We start from the raw sequence: 21,454 nt of genomic DNA, 5'->3' as shown, positions 1-21,454 counted from the left end.
GTCTCCACCCTCTGGTTTATCCGGGCTGTTGCGTCTGATCGTCCACCCCGGCCGGCTGGCCCACGGTGGCAACGATGCGGATCTGCTTGTCGCTCGGGATCTCGTTGTAGGCCAGCACGTGCAGTCCGGGAATGCCGTGGCGGACGAAGCGGGACAGCAGGCTGCGGATGGCGCTGGAGACCAGCAGCACCGCCGGCTGGCCGGCGGCTTCCTGTTGCCGGGCCGCGTCGGCCAGGGCCGAGTGCAGCCGTTCCGCCAGGCCCGGTTCGACACCCATGCCGCCCCCTTCGTTGGCCTGCACGGATTGTTGCAATATCTGTTCCAACGCCGGATCGAGGGTGATGACCGGCAGCTCGGCCTGCATCCCGTTGATTTGCTGGACGATCAGCCGGCCCAGGGCCTGCCGCACGGCCGCCGTGAGGGTGTCGGGGTCTTGACTGCGGCTGCCGTATTCCGCCAGCGTTTCGGCGATCGTGCGGATGTCGCGGATCGGCACGCCCTCGGCCAGCAGGTTCTGCAGCACCTTCACCACCACCCCGAGGCCGAGGGTGTCGGGCACCAGCGACTCCACCAGCTTGGGGGCCGACTTGGCCAGCTTGTCCAGCAGGTGCTGCACCTCCTCGTGCCCCAGCAGCTCGCTGGCATGCAACTGCAACTGCTGGCTCAGGTGGGTGGCGATCACGGTGTTGGGATCGACCACCGTGTAGCCCATGGTCTGGGCCCGGTCCCGATCGGCGGGATCGATCCACATGGCCTCGAGGCCGAAGGCCGGATCGGTGGTGGGGATGCCCTCGATGGTGCCGAACACCTGACCGGGATTGATGGCCAGCTCCTTGTCCGGATAGATCTCCGCCTCCCCGACCGTGACCCCCATCAGGGTGAGCCGGTAGCCGGTGGGCGACAGATCCAGGTTGTCGCGGATGTGCACCGGCGGGATCAGGAAACCGAGCTCCTGGGAGAGCTTCTTGCGCACGCCCTTGATGCGGGCCATGAGCTGGCCGCCCTGGGCCTTGTCCACCAGCGGAATCAGGCGGTAGCCCACTTCCAGGCCGATGGCGTCCACCGGGGTCACGTCGTCCCAGCTCAGTTCCCTGTTCTCCGGCTCGGCCGCCGCCGGCGGCGGTGCGGCCTCTTCCTCACGCACCGCCTGCTGCCGCTTGTGCAGCCACCAGGCGCCCGCGCCGCACAGGGCCGCCATGGTGAGGAAGGCGAAGTTGGGCATGCCGGGGATCAGGCCCATCACGGCCAGGATGCCCGAGGTCACGGCCAGGGACCGGGGATTGGCGAACAGCTCGCGGATAATTTGCTCGCCCATGTCCTGGGAGCTGGAAACCCGGGTGATGATGATGCCGGCGGCGGTGGAGAGCAACAGCGCCGGGATCTGCGCCACCAGGCCGTCGCCAATGGTCAGCAGGGTGTAGTTGCGGGCCGCCTGGGCGAAGCTCAGATCGTGCTGGGCCATGCCGATGATGAGGCCCCCGATGATGTTGATGAACAGGATCAGGATCCCGGCCACGGCATCGCCGCGCACGAACTTGCTCGCCCCGTCCATGGAACCGTAGAACTCGGCCTCGGCACTGATCTCTTCGCGCCGGGCCCGGGCCTCGTCCTGATCGATGAGCCCGGCGTTGAGATCGGCATCGATGGCCATCTGCTTGCCGGGCATGGCATCCAGGGTGAACCGGGCGCTGACTTCGGAGATCCGGGTGGCCCCCTTGGTGATCACCACGAAGTTGATGATCACCAGGATCGCGAACACCACCATGCCCACCGCGTAGTTGCCGCCGATCACGAATTCGCCGAAGGCCTTGATCACCTGGCCGGCCGCATCCGGGCCCGTGTGGCCTTCGAGGAGCACCACCCGCGTGGAGGCCACGTTGAGGGCCAGACGCATCAGGGTGGTCATCAGCAGAATGGTGGGAAACAGGGCGAAGTCCAGTGGACGGCGAGTGTAGACCGTCACCAGCAGCACCACCAGCGCCAGCGAGATGTTGAAACTGAACAGGCCATCGAGCACGAAGGGCGCCAGCGGCACCACGATCATGGCCATGATGACCATCAGCAGCAGCGGCGCCCCCAGCCCCTGGCGGCTGACGTTGCGCAAGGTGTTCAGAACGGCGACCTGTTCAGCCATGTTCTCTCATCTCCATCCGAAACGGGGTGAAGGGATCATCCCGGGGATTATCGGCGCCGAATTTCCGATCGCTTCAGCGCATCCCCAGACATCTGACATGCCCTTGAGGCCGGAGAGGCGTTTCATGACCGTCGGCCGCAGGGATGCGGCCGTCGAGCCTACAGGGACGTATTCACGGCGTGTCACGAAACGCCTCTCCGGCCTCAAGGGCTCTGAACAACGGTTCGGATTGGGATCGCGCATGTGACTCATCACCTGTTGGTCATCAGAACCGCATGTCATCGGGGATCGGCAAATCCTTGACGAAGGCCGGCCGTTCCTCGGCCTTGCCGCCGGCGCGGCGCAACTGGAACACGTAGGCGAGCACCTGGGCCACGGCCAGGTACAGGGCGGCCGGGATCTCCTGATCGATTTCGGTGGTGTGGTGCAGGGCGCGGGCCAGGGGTGGCGCTTCCATCACCGGCACCTCGTGTTCGCGGGCGATGGTGCGGATCTGCATGGCGATGAGATCGGTGCCCTTGGCGATGACCTTCGGCGCGCCCATGCTGTCCGGATCGTATTTGAGGGCCACGGCATAGTGTTCCGGGTTGGTCACCACCACGTCGGCCTTGGGCACCTCGGCCATCATGCGCCGCTGGGCCATCTCCCGCTGCAGGCGACGCAGGCGGCCGCGCACGTCCGGGTTGCCTTCGGTATCCTTGTTCTCGTCCTTCACTTCCTGGAAGGTCATCTTCAGTTGCCGGGTGTGCTCCCAGAGCTGGTAGGGCACGTCGGCCAGGGCGATGAGGACAAGTGCCGAGGAGATCACCAGGAAGCCGACCAGCAACAGGTGCCCGGCATGCTCCAGCCCTTCGGGCAGGGGCTCGTTGCCCAGATTCAGGTAGGCCTCGGACTGGTGCTGGAGGTAGATCAGCGCCACGCCGCCGATGATCGCGAACTTGACCAGCGCCTTGACCAGCTCCACCAGCCCGCGCCAGCCGAACACCCGCTTGAGCCCCTTGATCGGATCCAGCTTTTCCCATTTGAAGGCCAGGGCCTTGGTGCTGAAGTTGAAGCCGCCCATGGAAACCGGCCCGGCCACGGCGGCTACCACCACCACGGCGAAGAACGGCAGCACGATCCACAGGGCATCGATCAGGGCCCGGCGAAACTGCTGCAGCATGGCCAGCGGATCGAAGATGACCTCGCGGGACATGACCAGGTGCTCACGAAACAGATCCGCGAGCTGGCCGGCCAGGTGGGGCCCCAGCATCAGCAGGGCCCCGCCACCGAACAGCATCATGAGCATGGTGTTGAGCTCGCGCGACGTGGCAATCTGGCCCTTCTCGCGGGCCTGCTGGCGCCGTCGCTGTGTGGGTTGTTCTGTGCGTTCCTGTCCGGTGTCTTCGGCCATCTCAGCCTCCCCCGGCGAGGATCCGCGTCAGCAGATGGAAGATCTGGTTGAACAGGCTGCCGGCCTGGGGAATCACGCCGGGCAGCGTGATCAGCACCACGGCGAAACCGATCATCATGGTGACCGGAAAGCCGATGGCGAACAGGTTGAGCTGGGGCGCCGCCCGGGTCATGATCCCGAAGGCCAGATTCACCAGCAGCAGCGACGCCACCGCCGGCAGGGCCAGCGCCAGCCCGCCGGCGAAGATGTGGCTGCCCCAGCCCACCACCTGGCGAAAACTCTCCGCCTGCAGACCGCTCGGTCCGATGGGCAGGGTGCGGAAGCTGTCCACCAGCACCTCGATCAGCACCAGGTGGCCGTTGAGGGCCAGGTAGACGAGAATGATCATCAGCACGTAGAACTGGCTGAGCACCGGCGCCTGCTGGCCGTTCTGGGGATCGACCATCATCGAGAAGCCCAGGCCCATCTGCATGGCCACCGTGTGGCCGCCGGTGATCACCGCGGCGAACACCAGTTGCACCGCGAAACCCATCAGCACGCCGATCAGAACCTGCTGCACCAGCAGAAACAGCATCAGCGGGCTGCCCAGCGGCAGTTGCGGGCCCGGCGGCAGCAGGGGCGCCACCACCAGGGTGATCGCCAGTGCCAGCATCAGCCGCACCCGGGGCGGCACGCTGCGGGTGCCGAACACCGGCGCGGTCATCACCATGCCGCCAATCCGGAACAGGGGCCAGAGCCAGGAGCCGACGAGCGCATTGATTTCCGGACCGCTGATGACCATGGCTCACCCAATCAGGAAGGGAATGTCGTGGATCAGATTCTGGGTGTAGTCCACCAACAGGCGCAGCAGCCATGGCCCGGCCAGCAGGAGGGTCACCAGGGTAACCAGCAACTTGGGAATGAAGCTCAGCGTCATCTCGTTGATCTGGGTCGCCGCCTGGAACATGCTCACCAGCAGACCGATGATCAGTGCCGGGACCAGCACCACCATGATCATCAGCAACAGCAGCTGCAGAGCCTGCTGGAAAATGGTGAGGACGCTGTCAGGCGTCATGATGCAAGCAGGGCCGAGGGACGTGTGGCGAGGGACGAGGAAAGGCGGGTCCCCGGCTTCGAGTTGTTTCCTGTCATTTTCTTTGTCTCATGCAGATCTTGATGTTTGCACCATGGAACGACGTCTTTTGTCATCCCCTCCTCGTCCCTCGTCACTCGTCCCTCGGCCCTGCCACCTGTTTTCATCAAAGATGAAAACAGGTGGCTAGAGGTAGAAACTGGAAGCCAGCGTCCCGATGATCAGGTTCCAGCCGTCCACCAGCACGAAGAGCATGATCTTGAACGGCAGGGAGATGATCATCGGCGAGAGCATCATCATCCCCATGGACATGAGCACCGAAGCCACCACCAGATCGATGATCAGGAAGGGAATGAACAGCAGAAAACCGATCTGGAAGGCCGTCTTGAGTTCGGAAGTGACGAAGGCCGGCACCAGCACGGTGAAGGGCACGTCGGCCGGCGTGGCGTATTCCGCTTCCTTGCCGATGCGGGCGAACATGGCGATGTCCGCCTCGCGGGTCTGGCCGAGCATGAACTGGCGCAGGGGCTGCTTGGCCCGTTCGGCGGCCTGCTGCAGGCTGATCTTCTCGTCGAGATAGGGCGTGAGCGCCTCGCTGTAGATGCGGTCGAACACCGGCGCCATGATGAAGAAGGTCAGAAACAGCGACAACCCGATCAGAATCTGCGACGAGGGGGCCTGCATCAGGCCCAGGGCCTGGCGCAGGATGGACAGCACGATGAGGATCCGGGCGAAGGAGGTCATCATCAGCAGCAGCGCCGGCAACAGGGTCAGGGCCGTCATCAGGGCAACGATCTGGATGCTCACGCTCCAGGTTTCGCCACCCTGGCCGTCGGGCGTGACGGTGATGGCGGTCAGGCCGGGCGCGGCCCCCGCCAGGCCCGGCAGGAAGGCGAGGAAGGCCAGCAACACCACACGTTTCATTTGCCACCGCCCCGCTTCATGACGGCCTCGAGGCGCGCCGCGAACCCGGCGGCCGGCTCGGGCGAGCCGGTGACGATCGGTTCGTCGAGCACGTGCAAGGTGCGGATCTGGCCGGGCGCCACGCCGATCAGCAACTGCTTGTCGCCGGCCTGCAGCAGCACCACCCGCTCCCGCTGGCCCAGCGAAACCCCGCCCAGCACTTTCAGGGCCCCGCCGCCGGTGCCGGGCAGGCCGCCCAGCCGCCGCATGAACCAGGCCATGCCGAGGATCAGGCCGAGGATCACCGCAAGGCCCGCCAGCATCTGCAACAGACTGCCGGTGCCCACGGCCTCCCCGGCGTTGCGCAGGGCCTCGACCTGCGTCGGCTCGGCGGCCTGAACCCAGCCGCAGAGCAGCAGCAGTATCCCGCCTGTTCCCCCCTGTCCCCGCATGGCCCTAGCCCAGTTTCCGGACTCGCTCGGAGGGACTGATGATGTCCGTCAGCCGGATACCGAACTTCTCGTTGACCACCACCACTTCCCCATGGGCGATCAGGGTGCCGTTGACCAGCACGTCGAGCGGCTCGCCGGCCAGCCGGTCCAGCTCCACCACCGAGCCCTGGTTGAGCTGCAGCAGGTTGCGGATGTTCATCTTGGTATGGCCGATCTCCATGGAGACGGTCACCGGCACGTCGAGGATCACGTCGAGATTGATCTCCTCGTCCCCGTCGTGACGGGTGCCGGTGTCTTCCAGCGTCTCCAGTTCGGCCTGGGCCACGTCGCCGCCGGCCGCCTGGGGTTGCTCCGCAGACGTCTCCCCGCCTTCACTCTCGGCGGCCCCGGCTTCGGCCATGGCCTCGGCCCATTCGTCCATTACGTCGCTTTCGTTTTCGTCACTCATCTTGGCTTCCTCGATTCGGCAGTCACTGGTTGATGACCGGGGCCAGGGTCAGATTGGCGGTCTTGGGCCGCTCCACCTGGCCCGTGATCTTGATGGCGAGATTGCCGTTGCTGACCCCGAACCTGCCCTTGAGGATGGGCACGTCCTCGGCCTTGAGCATCACGGTCTCGGGCATCTCGATGGGCAGCACATCGCCGGCCTGCCACTTGAGCACGTCACGCAGGGTCGTCGTGATCCGGGTCAGGGTGGAGGACAGTTCCACCTCGGCCGTCTTCACCTCCTCGCGCAGGGAAATGCTCCAGCGCTCGTCCTTCTCGCTGGTGTCGCTCTGGATCCCGGCATCGAGCAATTCGCGGATCGGCTCGAGCATCGAATAGGGCATGGTCACGTGCAGATCCCCGCCGCCGCCGTCGAGCTCGATGTGGAAGGTGGACACCACCACCACCTCGCTGGGACTGACGATGTTGGCGAACTGGGGATTGACCTCCATGCTGCTGAAGGTGAATTCGAGAGGCAGCACCGGCTTCCAGGCATCGGCCATTTCACGGAAACAGTCTTCCAGCACCATGTGGATGACCCGCTGCTCGGTGGGCGAGAAATCGCGCCCCTCGATCTTGGCGTGGCGGCCGTTGCCGCCATAGAAATTGTCCACCAGGATGAACACCAGCCGCGGATCGAACACGAACAGGGCCGAGCCGCGCAGCGGTTTGGCCTTGACGATGTTGAGGCTGGTCGGCACGAACATGCTGTGCACGTATTCGGAGAACTTGACCATCTGCACGCCGCCCACGGAAATCTCGGCGGACCGCCGCAGCATGTTGAACAGGGCCACCCGCATCTTGCGCGCGAATCGCTCGTTGATCATCTCCAGGGTGGGCATGCGCCCGCGCACGATGCGATCGTGGCTGGCGAAGTCGAAGGGCCGTACCACCCCGTCCTGGGAGAAGCCCTCGCCCTCGGTTTCCACCTCGCCTTCGTCGACGCCGTGCAGGAGCGCGTCGATTTCGTCCTGGGAAAGCAGATCGTTGACGGACATGAGACTGGCCTATTGCATCACGAAACTGGTGAAGTACACGGCTTCCACCCCGGGCTCGTGCAGGCGGGCCTGCACGATGCCCTGAATGGTCTTGAGGATCTCGGCCGCCAGGGCCTCCTTGCCGGCCCGGTGGCTGAGTTCGTCATAGGTCTTGCTGGAGAGCAGGTTGAGAATGTCGTTGCGGATCACCGGCATCTCCTCCTCCACCACCGTCAGCGCCTCGGGCTTGCGGGCCATGACGGTGATCTCCACCTGCAGATAGGCCGCCTTGCGATCGTCGGCGAAATTGACCGTGAACTCGGGCTTCAGCGGCAGATAGTGGGCCGGCGCGTGTTCCACTGCGGCATGCTCCGCCTGCGCACCGGCGTCCGCCTTGCCTTCGCCTTCTTCACCGCCCTTGCCCAGAAACAGCCAGGCGCCCAGCCCGCCGACGGCTAGCAGCAGCACAATCACCAGGAGAATGAGGATCTTGGTCAGCTTGCCGCCGCCCTGGGTATCGAGATCGAGTTCTTCGTCTGCCATGCCTGTTTGCGCTCCGCGTGGAAAACCGGTTTTCCCGAACTCGGATGCAAGAGCTGTACCATGCCAGCCGGAAAAGCGAAGCGGCTTTTCGATCAGGGACTTGGCGAGGGTGGACCGGACCGGCGTCGAAGACTTGACGCGATGGGAAGCAGACGGCGGGCAGGGGGTGACGGGATCGGAACGCGACAGCCCCCGGGTTGGAGAGGTGCGGCGGTGCGCATGACGTCTCTCCGGCAACGGGACATCGGCTTTCTGAGAGCACAGAGCCCTTGAGGCGGGGGAGACGTTTTGTGACCGTCGGCCGCAGGGATGCGGCCGCCGAGCCTACAGGGATGTATTCACGGCGCGTCACGAAACGTCTCTCCCGCCTCAAGGGCGAGCCGGAGACTGAATCATTGGCTGAAACCGTTCGGCAATTCGGAACGGCCAGCCATGCGCCCCCCGTCATCCTGTCGCGGCAGGGCAACGGCGTACAGGCATCTCAGGCCGGCAGGCGGAAGAAGTGTTCCCGGTAGTAGCGCAGCTCGGCGATGGAATCCTTGATGTCGTCGAGCGCCAGGTGGCTGGAGTCCTTCTTGAAGCCCTTGTAGACCTCGGGCGCCCAGCGTTTGGCCAGCTCCTTGATGGTGCTCACGTCGAGATTGCGGTAGTGGAAGTAGTCTTCCAGATCGGGCATGCAGCGGGCCAGGAAACGGCGATCCTGGCAGATGGAATTGCCGCACATGGGCGAGGCCTTGGCGGGCACGTACTGGCGCAAAAAGGCCAGGGTCTGGCGCTCGGCCTCGGCCTCGTCGATCCGGCTGTCGCGCACCCGCTGCACCAGGCCCGACTGGCCGTGCTGGCGGGTGTTCCATTCGTCCATCCCGGCCAGCCGCGCCTCGCTCTGGTGAATGGCGATCACCGGCCCTTCGGCCACGATGTTCAGCTCGCTGTCGGTGACCACCGTGGCGATTTCGATGATCACGTCGTTGCGGGTGTCGAGCCCGGTCATTTCCAGGTCGATCCAGATGAGGTGATTGGGATTTTGCGCCATGTCGACAAAACCTTTCCCGCCAAAGGGGTTCTAAAAGGGGATTCTTGCCATGCCGAAGCGCAGCCGCTAACCTGCCCACCGACACGCACGCGAAGCTTACCACATGAACCTGATCACCGAGCTGTTCCTGGCCGCCCTGGCCCTCTCCCTGGTGCTGCAGATCTGGCTGGATCGCCGCCAGATCCGGCACGTGCTGACCCATCGCGACGCGGTGCCGGAGGCCTTCCGGGATCAGATCCCGCTGGCGGCGCACCGCAAGGCGGCCGACTACACCGTGGCCCGCACCCGCCTCGGCATGGGGGAACTGCTCTACGGCAGCCTCCTGCTCCTGGGGTGGACACTCGGCGGGGGCCTGGAATGGCTGGATCAGACCTGGCGCGGGCTGGGGCTCCCGCCCCTAGCCACCGGCGTCGGCGTGATCCTGAGCGTGCTGGTGATCGGCAGCCTGCTGGAGCTGCCCTTCGCCCTCTATCGCACCTTCCGGCTCGAGGCCCGATTCGGCTTCAACCGCACCACGCCGGGCACCTTCGTCTCGGATCTCGTCAAGCAGTTCCTGCTCACGCTGCTCATCGGCGCCCCGCTGATCGCGCTGGTCCTGTGGCTGATGGACTCGGCCGGGCCGCTCTGGTGGCTCTACGTGTGGGCCGTGTGGATCGGCTTCAGCCTGCTCATGCAGTGGGCCTGGCCGGCCTTCATCGCGCCCCTGTTCAACAAGTTCGAGCCCCTGGACGACGAGGCCCTGCGCCAGCGCATCGTGCGCCTGCTGGAACGCTGCGGTTTCCGCAGCAGCGGGGTCTTCGTGATGGACGGCTCCCGCCGCTCCAGCCACGGCAACGCCTATTTCTCGGGGCTGGGCACCAACAAGCGGATCGTCTTCTACGACACCCTGCTCAAGTCGCTCAGCCCCGAGGAGGTGGAAGCGGTCCTGGCCCACGAACTCGGCCACTTCCGGCGCCACCACATCCGCAAGCGCATCATCCTGATGGCGCTCCTCTCCCTGGCCGGCCTGTGGCTCCTGGCGCAGCTGATGCAGATGCCCGAGTTCTACCAGGGCCTCGGGGTGAGCACCCCCTCGACCTACATGGGCTTGATCCTCTTCATGATGGTTGCCCCCCTGTTCGGCGTGTTCCTCTCGCCCCTGCTGGCCGGATTCAGCCGCCGGCATGAATTCGAGGCCGATGATTTCGCGGCCCGCCAGGCCGATCCGCGCACCCTGATCCGCGCCCTGGTGAAACTGTACGAGGAAAACGCCAGCACGCTCACTCCCGATCCGCTCTACTCGGCCTTTCACGACTCCCACCCCCCGGCACCGGTGCGCATCGCCCACTTGTCGCGTAAACTGAAGGAACAACCCCAACCGGCCTGAACGAGGAGCGAGAGAATGTTGCCAAGAACCCTGTTGATCGTGTTGCTCGGGGGCCTTGCCGCCGGTGCGAACGCCTCACCCGATCTCGCTCGTGGCAAGTCCCTGCACGACGAGAACTGCATCAAGTGCCACGCGGGCATGGTGGGCGGCGACGGCACCGCGATCTACACCCGCCCGGATCGCCGCATCGACAGCCTCGAGGGCCTGCGCCGCCAGGTGAACCGCTGCAAGGACAGCCTGGGCATGCCCTGGCCGGCGGATCAGATCGACGACGTCGTGCACTATCTGAATCACGATTTCTACCACTTCGGAGACCGGCCATGACCGCCCTTGCCGATCGCCCCTGCCACGCCATCGCGCCGGACACGGCGCCCTTCAACCTGGAGCAGGCGACCGAACTGCTGGCCGAACTGCCCGAATGGACCCTGAGCGCGGATCACACCGCCATCGAACGGGTTTTCCACTTCCGCGACTACTATCACACCATGGCCTTCGTCAATGCCGTGGCCTGGATTGCCCATCACAGCGATCACCACCCCGATCTGGAAGTGGGCTACAACCGCTGCGTGGTGCGCTACAGCACCCATGCCATCGGCGGCCTCTCCGAAAACGATTTCATCTGCGCCGCCCGCATCGATCGCCTCGACGCCTGATCCGCATGGGGCAACACAAACGCGGACAAGCCTCCCCCCGCCCGGCCCCCGCCAGCCTTCAAACCGGGCGGGTGGTGGCCCGCTTCGGTGCCCGCCTGATCGTGGAGGACGCCGAAGGCACGCTGCACCGCTGCACCAGCCGCCGCAAACTGGGGGATCTGGTCTGTGGCGACGAGGTGCGCTGGGGCCAGGACGCCCGGGGCGACTGCATCGTCCAGGAACGTCTGCCCCGCCGCACCGAACTGGCCCGTCCGGATGGACACGGACGCAAGAAGATTATCGCCGCCAACGTCGATCAGATCCTGATCGTCACCGCCCCCCAACCGGCATTCAGCCCCGGCCTGGTGGACCGCTACCTGGTGGCCGCCGAAGTGCTCGGCATCCCGCCGGTCATCGTGCTCAACAAGGTGGATTTGCTCGATGAAGACAGTCGCGCCCGGCTCGTGCCGCGGCTGGAAGAATACCGGGCGCTCGACTACCCGGTGGTGGAAACCAGCGTCACCCGGCCCACCGGCCTCGCCGACCTGGCCAGGACCCTCGAGGGCCATACCAGCATCTTCGTCGGTCAGTCGGGCGTGGGCAAATCCTCCCTGATCAACGCCATCCTGCCCGATGCAAAGGCCCGGGTCGGCGCCATCTCCGAAGCCACCGGCAAGGGCACCCACACCACCACCACCGCCTGGCTCTATCCTCTGCCCGGTGGCAACGGGGCCGTGATCGACTCCCCCGGGATCCGCGAATTCGGCCTGTGGGCCATCGAGCTCCACCAGGTCGCCACGGGATTCCGGGAGTTCCGGCCGCTGGCCGAGGCCTGCCGCTTTCGCGACTGCCTGCACCGCAACGAACCGGGCTGCGCCGTGCGCGCCGCCGTGGAAGACGGCCGTATCTCGCGCCGGCGATATGAAAGCTATCTGCGGATTCTGGAGTCGTTGGAGAATCCGCAGTCATGACAAGCGGTCGCGGCGAGGGCGCCGCTCCTACAGGGATTGACACCACCCACCGCGATGAACGATTGCAAGACGCCAGATCAGATTGCCCAGAACGATTGAAACCGCGAAATCCGCGTTATTCCTCGGCCCTCGTTCCTCGTCACTCGTCCCTGCCTCTCGCGGCTCGCGCCGCTCCTACAGGGTTTGCCACCAGCCGCGTAGGAGCGGCGCCCCGCCGCGATGAACGATTGCAAGACACCAGATCAGATTGCCCAGAACGATTGAAACCGCGAAATCCGCGTTTTTCCTCGGCCCTCGTTCCTCGTCACTCGTCCCTGCCTCTCGCGGCTCGCGCCGCTCCTACAGGGTTTGCCACCAGCCGCGTAGGAGCGGCGCAAGCCGCGACACATCGGTAACAGCCCTTCAGGAATGCGCCGGCACGTGCCCACCGTGGGGCGGCGCTTCCTTCGCCCCCGGCGCTTTCGGGCCTTCGCTCTTCTGCAGGTTTTCTTCGGCCTGCCTGTTCATGATGATGATGCTGATCCGGCGGTTGACCGGATCGCGGGGGTTGGCCTTGTTGAACAGCACCGAGGAGCCCAGCCCCACCACGCGGCCGATCTGATCGGGCGGCATGCCGCCCTTGAGCAGTTCCCGCCGGGCCGCGTTGGCGCGATCCGCCGAGAGTTCCCAGTTGCTGTAGGGCTTGCGGTAGTCGTTGCCGTAACGATCCTCGTATTCGATATAGCCCTTGGGGAAAGGAGTGGCATCGGTATGGCCGGTGATGCTGATCCGGTTCGGCACCTCCTGGGTGATGATCCGGGCCAACTTGCGCAGGATCACCTTGGTATAGGGCTTGAGCTCGTCGCTGCCGGAGTCGAACATGGGCCGGTTGGCCTTGTCCACGATCTGCACCCGCAGGCCTTCCGGGGTGATCTCCAGCAACAACTGATCCTTGAAGTTGCGCAGCTGATCGGAGCTCTCGATGGCCGCCTTCAGCTTGGTCAGCAACTGATCGAGCCGCCGCTTGTCCTTCTCGATCTCCACCACCTGCACCTTGTTTTCGGGGATCGGCGTGGTTTCCGGTTTGTGCTGTTCCGATTTCTTGCCGCGGCCCTTGGGAATGTCCTTGGCGCCGCCGAGCTTGATCAGGCTGGTGCTGGCCCCGCCCGGCCCCTTGATGCCGGTGGGATTCTTGAACCAGTCGGAGATGCCCTCCCGCTGGATTTCGTCGGTGATGCCCAACAGCCACAGCAGCAGGAAAAAGGCCATCATGGCGGTCACGAAGTCGGCATAGGCCACCTTCCAGGAGCCGCCGTGATGGCCGCCGCCCCCCTTGACCACCTTCTTGATGACGATCGGTTGTTTCTTGTCCTCTGCCACGGTCCGTATCCCGCCTGCGCGCTACGCCGTCACTTCTTCTGGTTCTTGATGTGCTCTTCCAGCTCGGCGAAGCTGGGCCGCAGGTGGCTGTAGAGGGCCTTGCGGCCGAATTCCACGGCGATCTGCGGAGTATAGCCGTTGAGCGTGGCCATGATGCAGATCTTGGCGCACTCCAGCAGCTTGCTGTCTTCCTCGGCCTGCTCGGCCATGGCATTGGCCATCGGCCCGGCGAAACCGTAGGCCAGGAGAATCCCGAGGAAGGTGCCCACCAGCGCCGCGCCCACGTGGGCGCCGAGCACTTCCGGCGGCTCGCTGATGTAACCCATGGTGATCACCACGCCCATCACCGCCGCGACGATACCGAAGCCCGGCAGGCCATCCGAGGTGTTGGTCACCGCATGACTGGGTTTTTCCGCCTCGTGATGATGGGTCTCCAGTTCCAGATCCATCAGGCTCTCCAGCTCGAAGGCGTTCATGTTGCCGCCCACCATCAGGCGCAGGTAGTCGCAGATGAATTCGATCAGATGATGGTTCTTGGCCAGCTTCGGGAACTCCTTGAAAATATCGCTCTGTTCCGGCTCGTCGATGTCGGCCTCGAGGGCCATCAGCCCTTCCTTGCGCGCCTTGGCGAACAGGTTGTACATGAGGGTGAGCAGGTCCATGTAGGTCTGCTTGTTGTACTTGTTGCCCTTGAGCAGCCCCGGCAGCCCCTTGAACACGGCCTTGATGGTCGTGGGCGGGTTGGCGATGATGAAGGCGCCGGTGGCGCCACCGGCAATGATCAGCAGTTCGAATGGTTGCCAAAGCGCGGCCAGTTTTCCGTGCGAAAGCACATAGCCACCAAACACGCAACCCAGAACGACGATGACACCAATTATGACTTTCATGGGCGATCAGGCTTCCCTTGTTGTGCGGCATCACCCGTGGCGGTGATGAACGGAACGGGTCTGACCTCTTATCGTCTCGCCTGGCGGCAAACTTGACCCCTGGCCAAAAATTTTTTTGCCCCACGGCCAGGCGTCAGGTTTTTCACTTCGCAGCTAAAGGAAGGAAGCGCGTGGACGATAGGGGGGATATGCAAACCCCAACCACGCAGGCCGGCGCCCCGGAAAACGGTATCGAGGCCTGGATCGAACGCATCGGCCGGCAGGCCGTGCCGGTCCTGCCCGACACCATCGCCATCCTGCGTCGCCACTGCGCCCGTGACAACGCCCCGATTGCCGAACTGGTGGCCGAGGTGGAGAAGGATCCGGGCCTGGTGGTGCACCTTTTGCGGGTCACCAACGCCATGGCCGCGGGTCCCCTGCGTTCCGACGTGACCTCGGTGCAGCAGGCGCTGATGATGCTGGGCACGGAAAAGGTCAGCGAACTGCCGGCCCGCCTTCCGGTGGTGGACGACCATCCCGATGCCGCCGGCCGGGATCGCCTGCACAAGACCTTCGCCCGGGCCTACCACGCGGCCCGCCAGGCCACCGACTGGGCCAGCCTGCGCCGTGACATGACCCCCGACGAAGTCTTCGCCGCCACCCAGCTGCATTTTCTCGGCGAAATGTTTCTCTCCCTGCATGCGCCGGAGAAACTCGACGAGGTGGACCGGCTGCGGCACGAACAGCATGTCTCCTCGGAAGAGGCCCAGTACCTGGTACTCGGCTTCACCCTCGACCAGCTCACCGCCCGCCTCGCCCGCCTGTGGCGCCTGCCCCGCCTGGTGCTCGAAGCCCTGCACCCCGAGAACGCCCGATTCCCCCGCGCCTACGGCATCATGCTGGCGGTGCAACTCGCCCGCGGCGCGGCCATCGACTGGTACGGCGAGAAGACCCGGGAAATCGAGGCGCGGGCAGCCGAATGGCTGGACATGGATGCCCCGGAGCTGATTGGGCGCATCCACCGGCTGGCCGTGAGCGTGGCTCGGGACGGCAGGATCTACCGGGCCGTGCCGGCCGCCGCCCGCCTGCCGCTGATTCACGTTGAGCCGGTCGCGGACGAGGCGAAGGTGGAGACGGCGCAAGACGAGACGGCCGAAGTCTGCCTCATGCCCCAGTTGCGGATCCTGCAGAACCTGCTGGCCACCCTGCAGCGCCCCGAACTGCTGCGGGAACACGCCTACAACGTGATCAGCCTGGTGCTCAAGGGCATGCACGACGGGATCGGCCTCAACCGCGTGGTCTTCGCCCGCCACGATGCCGAGGAAAACCGGCTGGTGGCCGCCAAGATCATCGGCGCCGACAACGATCCGGATTTCGGCCGCTTCATCGTGTCCCTGGACGAACCGCACCTGCTAACCCGCCTGATGGCCAAAACCCAAGCGGTAGTGATCAATGACACCACCCGCGAGCGCTTCTGGCCACTGGTGCCCGAGGCCTTCCGGGACCTCGTGCAGGTGAACAGTTTCGCCGCCATGTCGGTGGTCATCGACGGCCGGCCCATCGGCCTGTTCTATGCCGACCGCCACAGCAACGCCTGCACCATCGACGAACGAAGCTATCAGTATTTCAAGCGCGTCTGCCTGCGCGCCGGCGAAGTGCTGGCCAAACTGCCGCGGCTGGATTTCAGCGAGCGTTGATCCGCCCTTGCCACTGTTCGTCACAGCGGCAGACGCGGCGGCCGGAAGGATTCAGCCGATGGGTTGCCGGCCGGCGAGGGCCTGGGCGAGGGTGCTGCTGTTGACGTATTCGAGTTCGCCGCCCATGGGCACGCCGTGGGCGATGCGCGAGACGGGAATGGCGCGGCGCTTGACCATCTCGGCGATGTAGTGGGCCGTGGCTTCGCCTTCCACGGTGGGGTTGGTGGCCAGGATCACTTCGCGGATCTCGCCGCTGTCGAGCAGCGTGGCGAGCTGATCGAGCCCGATGGCTTCGGGGCCGATTCCGTCCAACGGCGACAGGTGTCCCATGAGCACGAAGAACATCCCGGCATAATCGGTGCCCTGGAGGATGGCCTGCACGTCGATGGGCGATTCCACCACGCACAGCAGGCCGCGGTCGCGCTTCTCGCTGGCGCAGACGGCGCACAGTGCCTGCTCGCTCAGGGTGCGGCAACGCTGACAGTGGCCCACCTGTTCCGCGGCCGCCTCCAGCGCTTCGGCCAGTTGCCGGGCGCCGGCGCGATCCCGCTCCAGCAGGTGATAGGCCATGCGCTGGGCCGATTTGGGGCCCACCCCCGGCAGGCAGCGCAGCGCCTCGATGAGCTGGCCGATCAGCGGCGAGGTCATGGCCCCTAGAACGGCAGCTTGAATCCGGCCGGGAGGCCCATGCCGGCGGTGAGGCTGCTCATCTTCTCCTGCACCGTCTTCTCCACCTGGCGCACGGCATCGTTCATGGCCGCCGCCACCAGATCCTCCAGCATTTCCTTGTCGTCCATCACGCTGTCGTCGATCTCCACCCGCTTGACGTCGTGCCGGCAGGTCATGGTGACCTTGACCAGGCCGCCGCCGGCCTGCCCGGTCACCTCGATGCGGGCCATCTCTTCCTGGGCCTTCTGCATGTTGGCCTGCATCTGCTGGGCCTGTTTCATCAGGTTGCCAATACCACCTTTCATATCATCTCCTCCAACAGGGTGAACCCGGACGGGCCGGGCGGATGAGTTCATTCAGTCGTTGCCGTCCACCGCCTGCACCGACCCCGGCCGCACCCGGGCATCGAAGGTCTCGAGAATCGACTGGACGTTGGGATCGTTTGCGATCCGTTCCTCGGCGCGGGCCTGGCGCTCGGCCGTCAGGCGGGCCTCGCGGGCGGCGGGCGTTTCGCCCTCGGTCGCCTTCACGTCCACCGTGAGCTTCACCGGCCGGCCGAGGTATTCGCTCAGCGCCTTCGCCAGCGCCGCCTCCCGCTCCCGCGTGAGCAGGGGCGCGCCGGCCGGGCCCAGGGCCAGGCGCACATGGTCGTCTGCCAGTTCTTCCAGCACGCACTGGTTCACGAGCTGGCGCAGCAGCCCCTTGACCGGGAGGGCGGCGGCGATCGTGTGCCAGTCTCCCGTCTCGGTCGGGGGCGCGGCACTGCCGGCCACCGGCGCTGTCGCCGCCGGCGTCGGTGCCTTGCCCGTGGCCTCGACGGCCGCCGGAGACGCGGCGCCAGCGGGGCGCGGGCGGCCCGCCGCCGGGCCCTCGTCGGGCCGGAAGGCCAGCATGCGCAGCAACACCATTTCCAGGCCGCTGCGCGGATCGGGGGCCAGCGGCAGATCGCGCCGCCCCGTGATTCCGATCTGGTAGAACAGTTGTACCTCTTCCGGCGCCAGCCGCCCGGCCAGCGCCTGCAGCCGTTCCACATCGCCCAGGCTCTCGTCCAGCGCGCCGGGCACCTGCTGCAGCAGGGCCACCTGGTGCAGCGCGGAATTGAGTTCGGCCAGCAGATCGCCGAAGTCGGGGGCCCGTTCGGCCAGATCGGCCACCACCTCGAGCACCGCCCCGCCCTCGCCCGCCGCCAGCGCCTCAAGCAGACGCAACACGCCATCCTGATCGATGGTGCCGAGCATGGCCTGCACGTCGGCTTCGCGCACCGCGCCGCCACCGAAGGCGATGGCCTGATCCAGCAGACTCAGGCCGTCGCGCATGCTGCCGTCGGCGGCGCGCGCCAGGCGCCGCAGCGCGGCCGATTCGTATTCCAGCCCCTCCGCCTCGAGGATCTTCTGCAACTGTCCCTGGATCTGCTCCAGCGGCAGGCGCCGCAGGTTGAACTGCAGACAGCGGGAGAGAATGGTCACCGGCAGCTTCTGGGGATCGGTGGTGGCCAGCAGGAACTTCACGTGCGGCGGCGGCTCCTCCAGGGTCTTGAGCAGGGCATTGAAGCTGGAGGCGGAGAACATGTGCACCTCGTCGATGAGATACACCTTGTAGCGGCCACGGGTGGGCGCGTACTGCACGTTGTCGAGCAGCTCGCGGGTCTCGTCCACCTTGGTGCGGGAGGCGGCGTCCACCTCGATGAGGTCCACGAAGCGGCCTTCGTCGATCTCCCGGCAGGTGGCGCATTCGCCGCAGGGCTTCGAACTCACCCCCTGCTCGCAGTTGAGCGACTTGGCCAGGATCCGCGCAATGGTGGTCTTGCCCACGCCCCGCGTGCCGGTGAAGAGGAAGGCATGGTGCAGCCGGTCACTGTCGAGGGCATTGACCAGGGCCCGCAGCACGTGCGCCTGGCCCACCATCTCCTCGAAGTTGCGCGGCCGCCACTTGCGCGCCAGAACCTGATAAGTCATTGATTTTGCGTAGAACGCCGGGGATTCGGAAAGGGAAAAATCATTCTAATGGATAAGCCCGGCCCAGGCGAGGGGAAAGACAGCGGCACAAAGCCCTGGCGAAGAATGGCCGGCACACGGTGCAAGGGAACACGGGGCACCGAACCGTCTGTCCTCGTCCCTCGCCACGGCATGAAGGGTGGCAACCCGCACCAGCCACACCCCGGCGCCCGAGTTCACCGCTACCGTTGCTCCCTTCCGGGCCTGGCGGGGTTCACGGCTAGTCGTCGCGGGGGGACCCATGCGGGCCGCCATAAAAGCGAGCCGCATTCTACCCCTTGCAAGGCCCGGACGAAAGCACGATATCCCGATCAGGCATCCGTGCCGAAGTTTCGGTATCCTGTCCGTCAATTCAACAAGGAGAACGACATGCCCCTCATCCAGGTCGATCTGCACTGCCCCTATTGCGGCAAGGACTTCAACATCGAGCTGCAGGAGAACGCCACCGAAGACGACTTGATCGAGGAATGCCCCCTCTGTGGCCATCCGCTCGACCTTCGCCTGGTGCTCGATCCCCAGACCGGCGCCGTGGTCGGCGCGGAGATCCACCGGGTGGACGGCGACACGGACGACTAGCGCCTCAGCCGGCACCCAGTTCCCGATCCAGCGTCTCCTCGATGGTCTGCCGGATGGTGCCCTGCAGGGGACGCAGCAGCAGGCCGAGTTTCAGGCTGACGCGCACGCACTGCGCGTCCATTTCGATCACCCCGCTGGCTCCGCTGCGCGCCACGTGCAGGCAATCGCCCTCCCAGTGGCAGCGGGCATCGAACTCGGATTCGAGCTTGCGCGCCAGCGCCTCGACGCGCCGGCGCAGTTCCTCGCGGGACAGCCGGTGGGAACGGGAGATGGCGATGGTACTCATGTTCTGCAGACTCCGGACGCTTGGCCGGCACATGTTTGCACATCCCGGGGCCAGCGCATACCATCGAACCGGTTTCCTTCCAAAGGCCCAGGCCCGCAGCGTCAATCCGGCATGTCCTATCCCGCCATTCATCTGTTCATCCAGGACGACGTGCCGCCCGAGACGGTGGACGGCATCCTGGCGGCCCTGCAGGCGCGCTACGGCATGCCGGTCAATCCCGAACGCTTCTCGGGCACCCTGCCGTCGCTTCCCGACGAAGCCCTGGCCACCTGCCTGCTCGACGACACCCGCTTCATCGACCTGTGGCAGCAGGCGCGGGAACGGCCCATCGTGCTTCTGCCCTTCCCCTGGTCCGGCAATCCGCTGACCCGGCAGGCCTTCGGCCTCGAGGCCGAACCGGCCAGGCTGCTCGAGCGCCTGGAAGACGGTAATCTGGCCCCCGCCCGCTTCATGCTGCTGGCCGACGGGCAGCCGGTGCTCAATGCCGTGCGCCTCGGCAGCGTGCCGGAATTGCACGGGCAGACGGGACTGGCGCGCCTGCGCACCTTCTTCCGCACCCTGTTCTTCCTGCGCATGCGAGCCTTCCGGCTCACCACTGCCAAGGGACAGCGCATCGAGCTGGCCGCCCTGACCCTGGAGGCGGCCGAAGAAGCCTGGATGGCCCGCCATCATCCGGAACGCTTTGCGGATCCGCCGCTCCAGGGCCGCGTCACCGCCCTGGTGCATGCGCCCACCAGTCTCGTCTCGCTGCTGCAGAGCCTGTTCCGTCCGCGCCGGGGGCGGGCCAGCGAGGCGCTGCCGCGCGGCCTCGGTTTCGTCAAGAGTTCGCAGCTGGTCGTCGAGGCCATCGGCGGCCCGGTGCCCTGCCGCATCGACGGCCTGCCCCGCGACGTGGAACGGATCACGCTTGAAGCGGTACCCACGCGCTGCCGCATCCCCCAGGCCATGGACAACCTGCAAACAGCCGAAGACAAGGAAAGCATCCGCCTCGATCCCGTGCCCACCGGCAGCGAGGCGGTGGAATTCTTCACCCGCCGCAGCCTGCCCCTGCTGCCCATCGCCCCGGAGGCGCAGTTTGCCGAGCTGTTCACCCTCTTGCGCAGGCAGGCCCGCACCGGTTCCGTCTATCTGGTGCTGATGTTCCTCAGCACTCTGCTGGCCACCATCGGGCTGTACCAGAATTCGGGCCCGGTGATCATCGGCGCCATGATCCTCGCCCCGCTGATGGCCCCGCTGGTCGCCCTCTCCATGGGCCTGATCCGGCTCGACACGATGCTCATGCGCCACAGCACCCGCACCCTGCTGGCCGGCGTGCTGATGGCGCTGGCCCTGGCGGCCCTGTTCGCCTGGAGCCTGCCCCTGGCCCACCTCACCGATCAAATCCGTGCCCGCCTCAACCCCACGCTGCTGGATCTGGGCGTGGCCGTGGTCTCGGGCATCGCCGCGGCCTATGCCCATGCCCGCGAGGAACTGGCCCGCAGCCTGGCCGGCGTGGCCATCGCCGTGGCCCTGATCCCGCCCCTGAGCGTGGCCGGGATCGGCATCGGCCTGGGCAACGCCACCCTCTTCGGCGGCGCCTTCCTGCTGTTTCTCACCAACCTGGTGGGCATCGTCTTCGCCGCCGGCGCCACCTTCTACCTGCTGGGCTTCACCTCCCTGCGCTATGCCCGCACGGCCTTCTTCTACAAGCTGCTGGTGCTGCTGGCCGTGGCCGTCCCGCTGTTCTTCTCCACCCAGGTCCTCATCCAGGAAAACCGGATCTACCGGCAGTTCGCCAGCCTGCGCAGTCTGGGCCACGGCGAGCGCCTGGAACTGCTGGCGGTGCGCCAGACCCCGGCAGGGCCGGTGGCCCGGGTGCGCCTCATCCTGCCCCGCGCCCGCGAGACGCGCTTCGACCGCGACGCCCTCGTGCGCCGCCTGCAGCAGAGGCTCGACGCGGCGATCGAACTGGAAGTGGTGGCGTTCTATCCACGGCCGTGAGCCCCTCACCTGATGCGGTCATTTCCCGAACGAAGGGCTCCCTCTCCCCGTCGGGGAGAGGGTCG

At 65.9% G+C, this 21,454-nt stretch carries 23 protein-coding genes and 1 other RNA gene; 7 read left to right on the top strand and 17 right to left on the bottom strand.

Going from position 1 to position 21,454, the window contains the following annotated elements:
* Nucleotides 1-16: 16 nt before the first annotated feature.
* The 10 genes from flhA to orn form a co-directional block, all read right to left on the bottom strand.
* Entirely contained in the window at nt 17-2,134 is a 2,118-nt protein-coding gene (gene flhA, locus ACZ5BH_RS11835) for a flagellar biosynthesis protein FlhA (RefSeq protein WP_464889467.1), read from the bottom strand.
* A gap of 265 nt (nt 2,135-2,399) precedes the next feature.
* Nucleotides 2,400-3,527 carry a flagellar biosynthesis protein FlhB gene (gene flhB, locus ACZ5BH_RS11830; protein ID WP_464889466.1) on the bottom strand — a complete coding sequence of 376 codons (1,128 nt, stop codon included), beginning with the start codon at nt 3,525-3,527 and terminating at the stop codon, nt 2,400-2,402.
* 1 nt (nt 3,528) lies between these two features.
* Nucleotides 3,529-4,308 (bottom strand): flagellar biosynthetic protein FliR, encoded by a 780-nt coding sequence (fliR, locus tag ACZ5BH_RS11825; protein WP_464889465.1) that lies wholly within the window; start codon nt 4,306-4,308, stop codon nt 3,529-3,531.
* Between the two features lie 3 nt (nt 4,309-4,311).
* The gene (gene fliQ, locus ACZ5BH_RS11820) at nt 4,312-4,581 is read right to left on the bottom strand and encodes a flagellar biosynthesis protein FliQ (RefSeq protein WP_464889464.1); all 270 of its coding nucleotides are present in this window, start codon (nt 4,579-4,581) and stop codon (nt 4,312-4,314) included.
* 204 nt (nt 4,582-4,785) lie between these two features.
* Nucleotides 4,786-5,523, bottom strand: coding sequence for a flagellar type III secretion system pore protein FliP (gene fliP / locus ACZ5BH_RS11815; protein WP_464889463.1), 738 nt, complete (start codon nt 5,521-5,523; stop codon nt 4,786-4,788).
* A complete protein-coding gene (gene fliO / locus ACZ5BH_RS11810; protein ID WP_464889462.1) occupies nt 5,520-5,954 on the bottom strand; it encodes a flagellar biosynthetic protein FliO in 435 nt (144 codons plus the stop codon). Before fliO ends, fliP begins: the two co-directional genes overlap by 4 nt.
* 4 nt (nt 5,955-5,958) lie before the next feature.
* Nucleotides 5,959-6,402 carry a flagellar motor switch protein FliN gene (fliN, locus tag ACZ5BH_RS11805; protein ID WP_464889461.1) on the bottom strand — a complete coding sequence of 148 codons (444 nt, stop codon included), beginning with the start codon at nt 6,400-6,402 and terminating at the stop codon, nt 5,959-5,961.
* A gap of 22 nt (nt 6,403-6,424) precedes the next feature.
* Complete coding sequence (fliM, locus tag ACZ5BH_RS11800; protein WP_464889460.1) at nt 6,425-7,438, bottom strand: flagellar motor switch protein FliM; 1,014 nt, start codon at nt 7,436-7,438, stop codon at nt 6,425-6,427.
* Nucleotides 7,439-7,447: 9 nt separating this feature from the next.
* Nucleotides 7,448-7,960: a flagellar basal body-associated FliL family protein gene (locus ACZ5BH_RS11795; protein ID WP_464889459.1), complete on the bottom strand. Its 513-nt coding sequence runs from the start codon at nt 7,958-7,960 to the stop codon at nt 7,448-7,450.
* Nucleotides 7,961-8,441: 481 nt separating this feature from the next.
* Nucleotides 8,442-8,993, bottom strand: coding sequence for an oligoribonuclease (orn, locus tag ACZ5BH_RS11790; RefSeq protein WP_464889458.1), 552 nt, complete (start codon nt 8,991-8,993; stop codon nt 8,442-8,444).
* A gap of 103 nt (nt 8,994-9,096) precedes the next feature.
* Here orn and ACZ5BH_RS11785 point away from each other — a divergent pair, with 103 nt between their 5' ends.
* From ACZ5BH_RS11785 to rsgA, 4 genes are read left to right on the top strand one after another with little or no spacing between them, the layout of a single operon-like run.
* On the top strand, nt 9,097-10,359 hold the full coding sequence (locus ACZ5BH_RS11785; RefSeq protein WP_464889457.1) for a M48 family metallopeptidase: 1,263 nt from the start codon (nt 9,097-9,099) through the stop codon (nt 10,357-10,359).
* 15 nt (nt 10,360-10,374) lie between these two features.
* Complete coding sequence (locus ACZ5BH_RS11780; protein WP_464889456.1) at nt 10,375-10,683, top strand: c-type cytochrome; 309 nt, start codon at nt 10,375-10,377, stop codon at nt 10,681-10,683.
* Nucleotides 10,680-11,012: a 4a-hydroxytetrahydrobiopterin dehydratase gene (locus tag ACZ5BH_RS11775; RefSeq protein ID WP_464889455.1), complete on the top strand. Its 333-nt coding sequence runs from the start codon at nt 10,680-10,682 to the stop codon at nt 11,010-11,012. Before ACZ5BH_RS11780 ends, ACZ5BH_RS11775 begins: the two co-directional genes overlap by 4 nt.
* Before the next feature lie 5 nt (nt 11,013-11,017).
* Nucleotides 11,018-11,962: a small ribosomal subunit biogenesis GTPase RsgA gene (gene rsgA, locus ACZ5BH_RS11770; protein WP_464889454.1), complete on the top strand. Its 945-nt coding sequence runs from the start codon at nt 11,018-11,020 to the stop codon at nt 11,960-11,962.
* Between the two features lie 402 nt (nt 11,963-12,364).
* Here rsgA and motB read toward each other — a convergent pair whose 3' ends face one another.
* Both motB and motA read right to left on the bottom strand, forming a co-directional pair.
* The gene (motB, locus tag ACZ5BH_RS11765) at nt 12,365-13,321 is read right to left on the bottom strand and encodes a flagellar motor protein MotB (RefSeq protein ID WP_464889453.1); all 957 of its coding nucleotides are present in this window, start codon (nt 13,319-13,321) and stop codon (nt 12,365-12,367) included.
* Between the two features lie 29 nt (nt 13,322-13,350).
* Nucleotides 13,351-14,208: a flagellar motor stator protein MotA gene (gene motA, locus ACZ5BH_RS11760; protein ID WP_464889452.1), complete on the bottom strand. Its 858-nt coding sequence runs from the start codon at nt 14,206-14,208 to the stop codon at nt 13,351-13,353.
* Between the two features lie 188 nt (nt 14,209-14,396).
* Between motA and ACZ5BH_RS11755 the strand changes: the two genes are divergently transcribed.
* Nucleotides 14,397-15,884 (top strand): HDOD domain-containing protein, encoded by a 1,488-nt coding sequence (locus ACZ5BH_RS11755; RefSeq protein ID WP_464889451.1) that lies wholly within the window; start codon nt 14,397-14,399, stop codon nt 15,882-15,884.
* A 51-nt stretch (nt 15,885-15,935) separates the two neighbouring features.
* Here the strand turns inward: ACZ5BH_RS11755 and recR are convergent, their stop codons facing one another.
* The 4 genes from recR to ffs form a co-directional block, all read right to left on the bottom strand.
* Nucleotides 15,936-16,532 (bottom strand): recombination mediator RecR, encoded by a 597-nt coding sequence (recR, locus tag ACZ5BH_RS11750; protein ID WP_464889450.1) that lies wholly within the window; start codon nt 16,530-16,532, stop codon nt 15,936-15,938.
* A gap of 5 nt (nt 16,533-16,537) precedes the next feature.
* Nucleotides 16,538-16,858, bottom strand: a complete 321-nt coding sequence (locus tag ACZ5BH_RS11745; RefSeq protein ID WP_464889449.1) for a YbaB/EbfC family nucleoid-associated protein — start codon at nt 16,856-16,858, stop codon at nt 16,538-16,540.
* 51 nt (nt 16,859-16,909) lie between these two features.
* Nucleotides 16,910-18,508 carry a DNA polymerase III subunit gamma/tau gene (gene dnaX / locus ACZ5BH_RS11740; protein WP_464889448.1) on the bottom strand — a complete coding sequence of 533 codons (1,599 nt, stop codon included), beginning with the start codon at nt 18,506-18,508 and terminating at the stop codon, nt 16,910-16,912.
* 186 nt (nt 18,509-18,694) lie between these two features.
* An RNA gene (gene ffs / locus ACZ5BH_RS11735) (signal recognition particle sRNA small type) lies at nt 18,695-18,791 on the bottom strand.
* Between the two features lie 125 nt (nt 18,792-18,916).
* Here ffs and ACZ5BH_RS11730 point away from each other — a divergent pair.
* Nucleotides 18,917-19,123 carry a zinc ribbon domain-containing protein gene (locus tag ACZ5BH_RS11730; protein ID WP_464889447.1) on the top strand — a complete coding sequence of 69 codons (207 nt, stop codon included), beginning with the start codon at nt 18,917-18,919 and terminating at the stop codon, nt 19,121-19,123.
* A gap of 4 nt (nt 19,124-19,127) precedes the next feature.
* Here the strand turns inward: ACZ5BH_RS11730 and ACZ5BH_RS11725 are convergent, their stop codons facing one another.
* Entirely contained in the window at nt 19,128-19,409 is a 282-nt protein-coding gene (locus ACZ5BH_RS11725; protein ID WP_464889446.1) for a polyhydroxyalkanoic acid system family protein, read from the bottom strand.
* 111 nt (nt 19,410-19,520) lie between these two features.
* Between ACZ5BH_RS11725 and ACZ5BH_RS11720 the strand changes: the two genes are divergently transcribed.
* Complete coding sequence (locus ACZ5BH_RS11720; RefSeq protein ID WP_464889445.1) at nt 19,521-21,389, top strand: TIGR00341 family protein; 1,869 nt, start codon at nt 19,521-19,523, stop codon at nt 21,387-21,389.
* Nucleotides 21,390-21,454 lie beyond the last annotated feature (65 nt).

This window comes from Thioprofundum lithotrophicum (genome assembly GCF_055387065.1).
The sequence above is the reverse complement of the archived record's forward strand: the minus strand, read 5'-3'. Positions and strand labels throughout refer to the sequence as shown.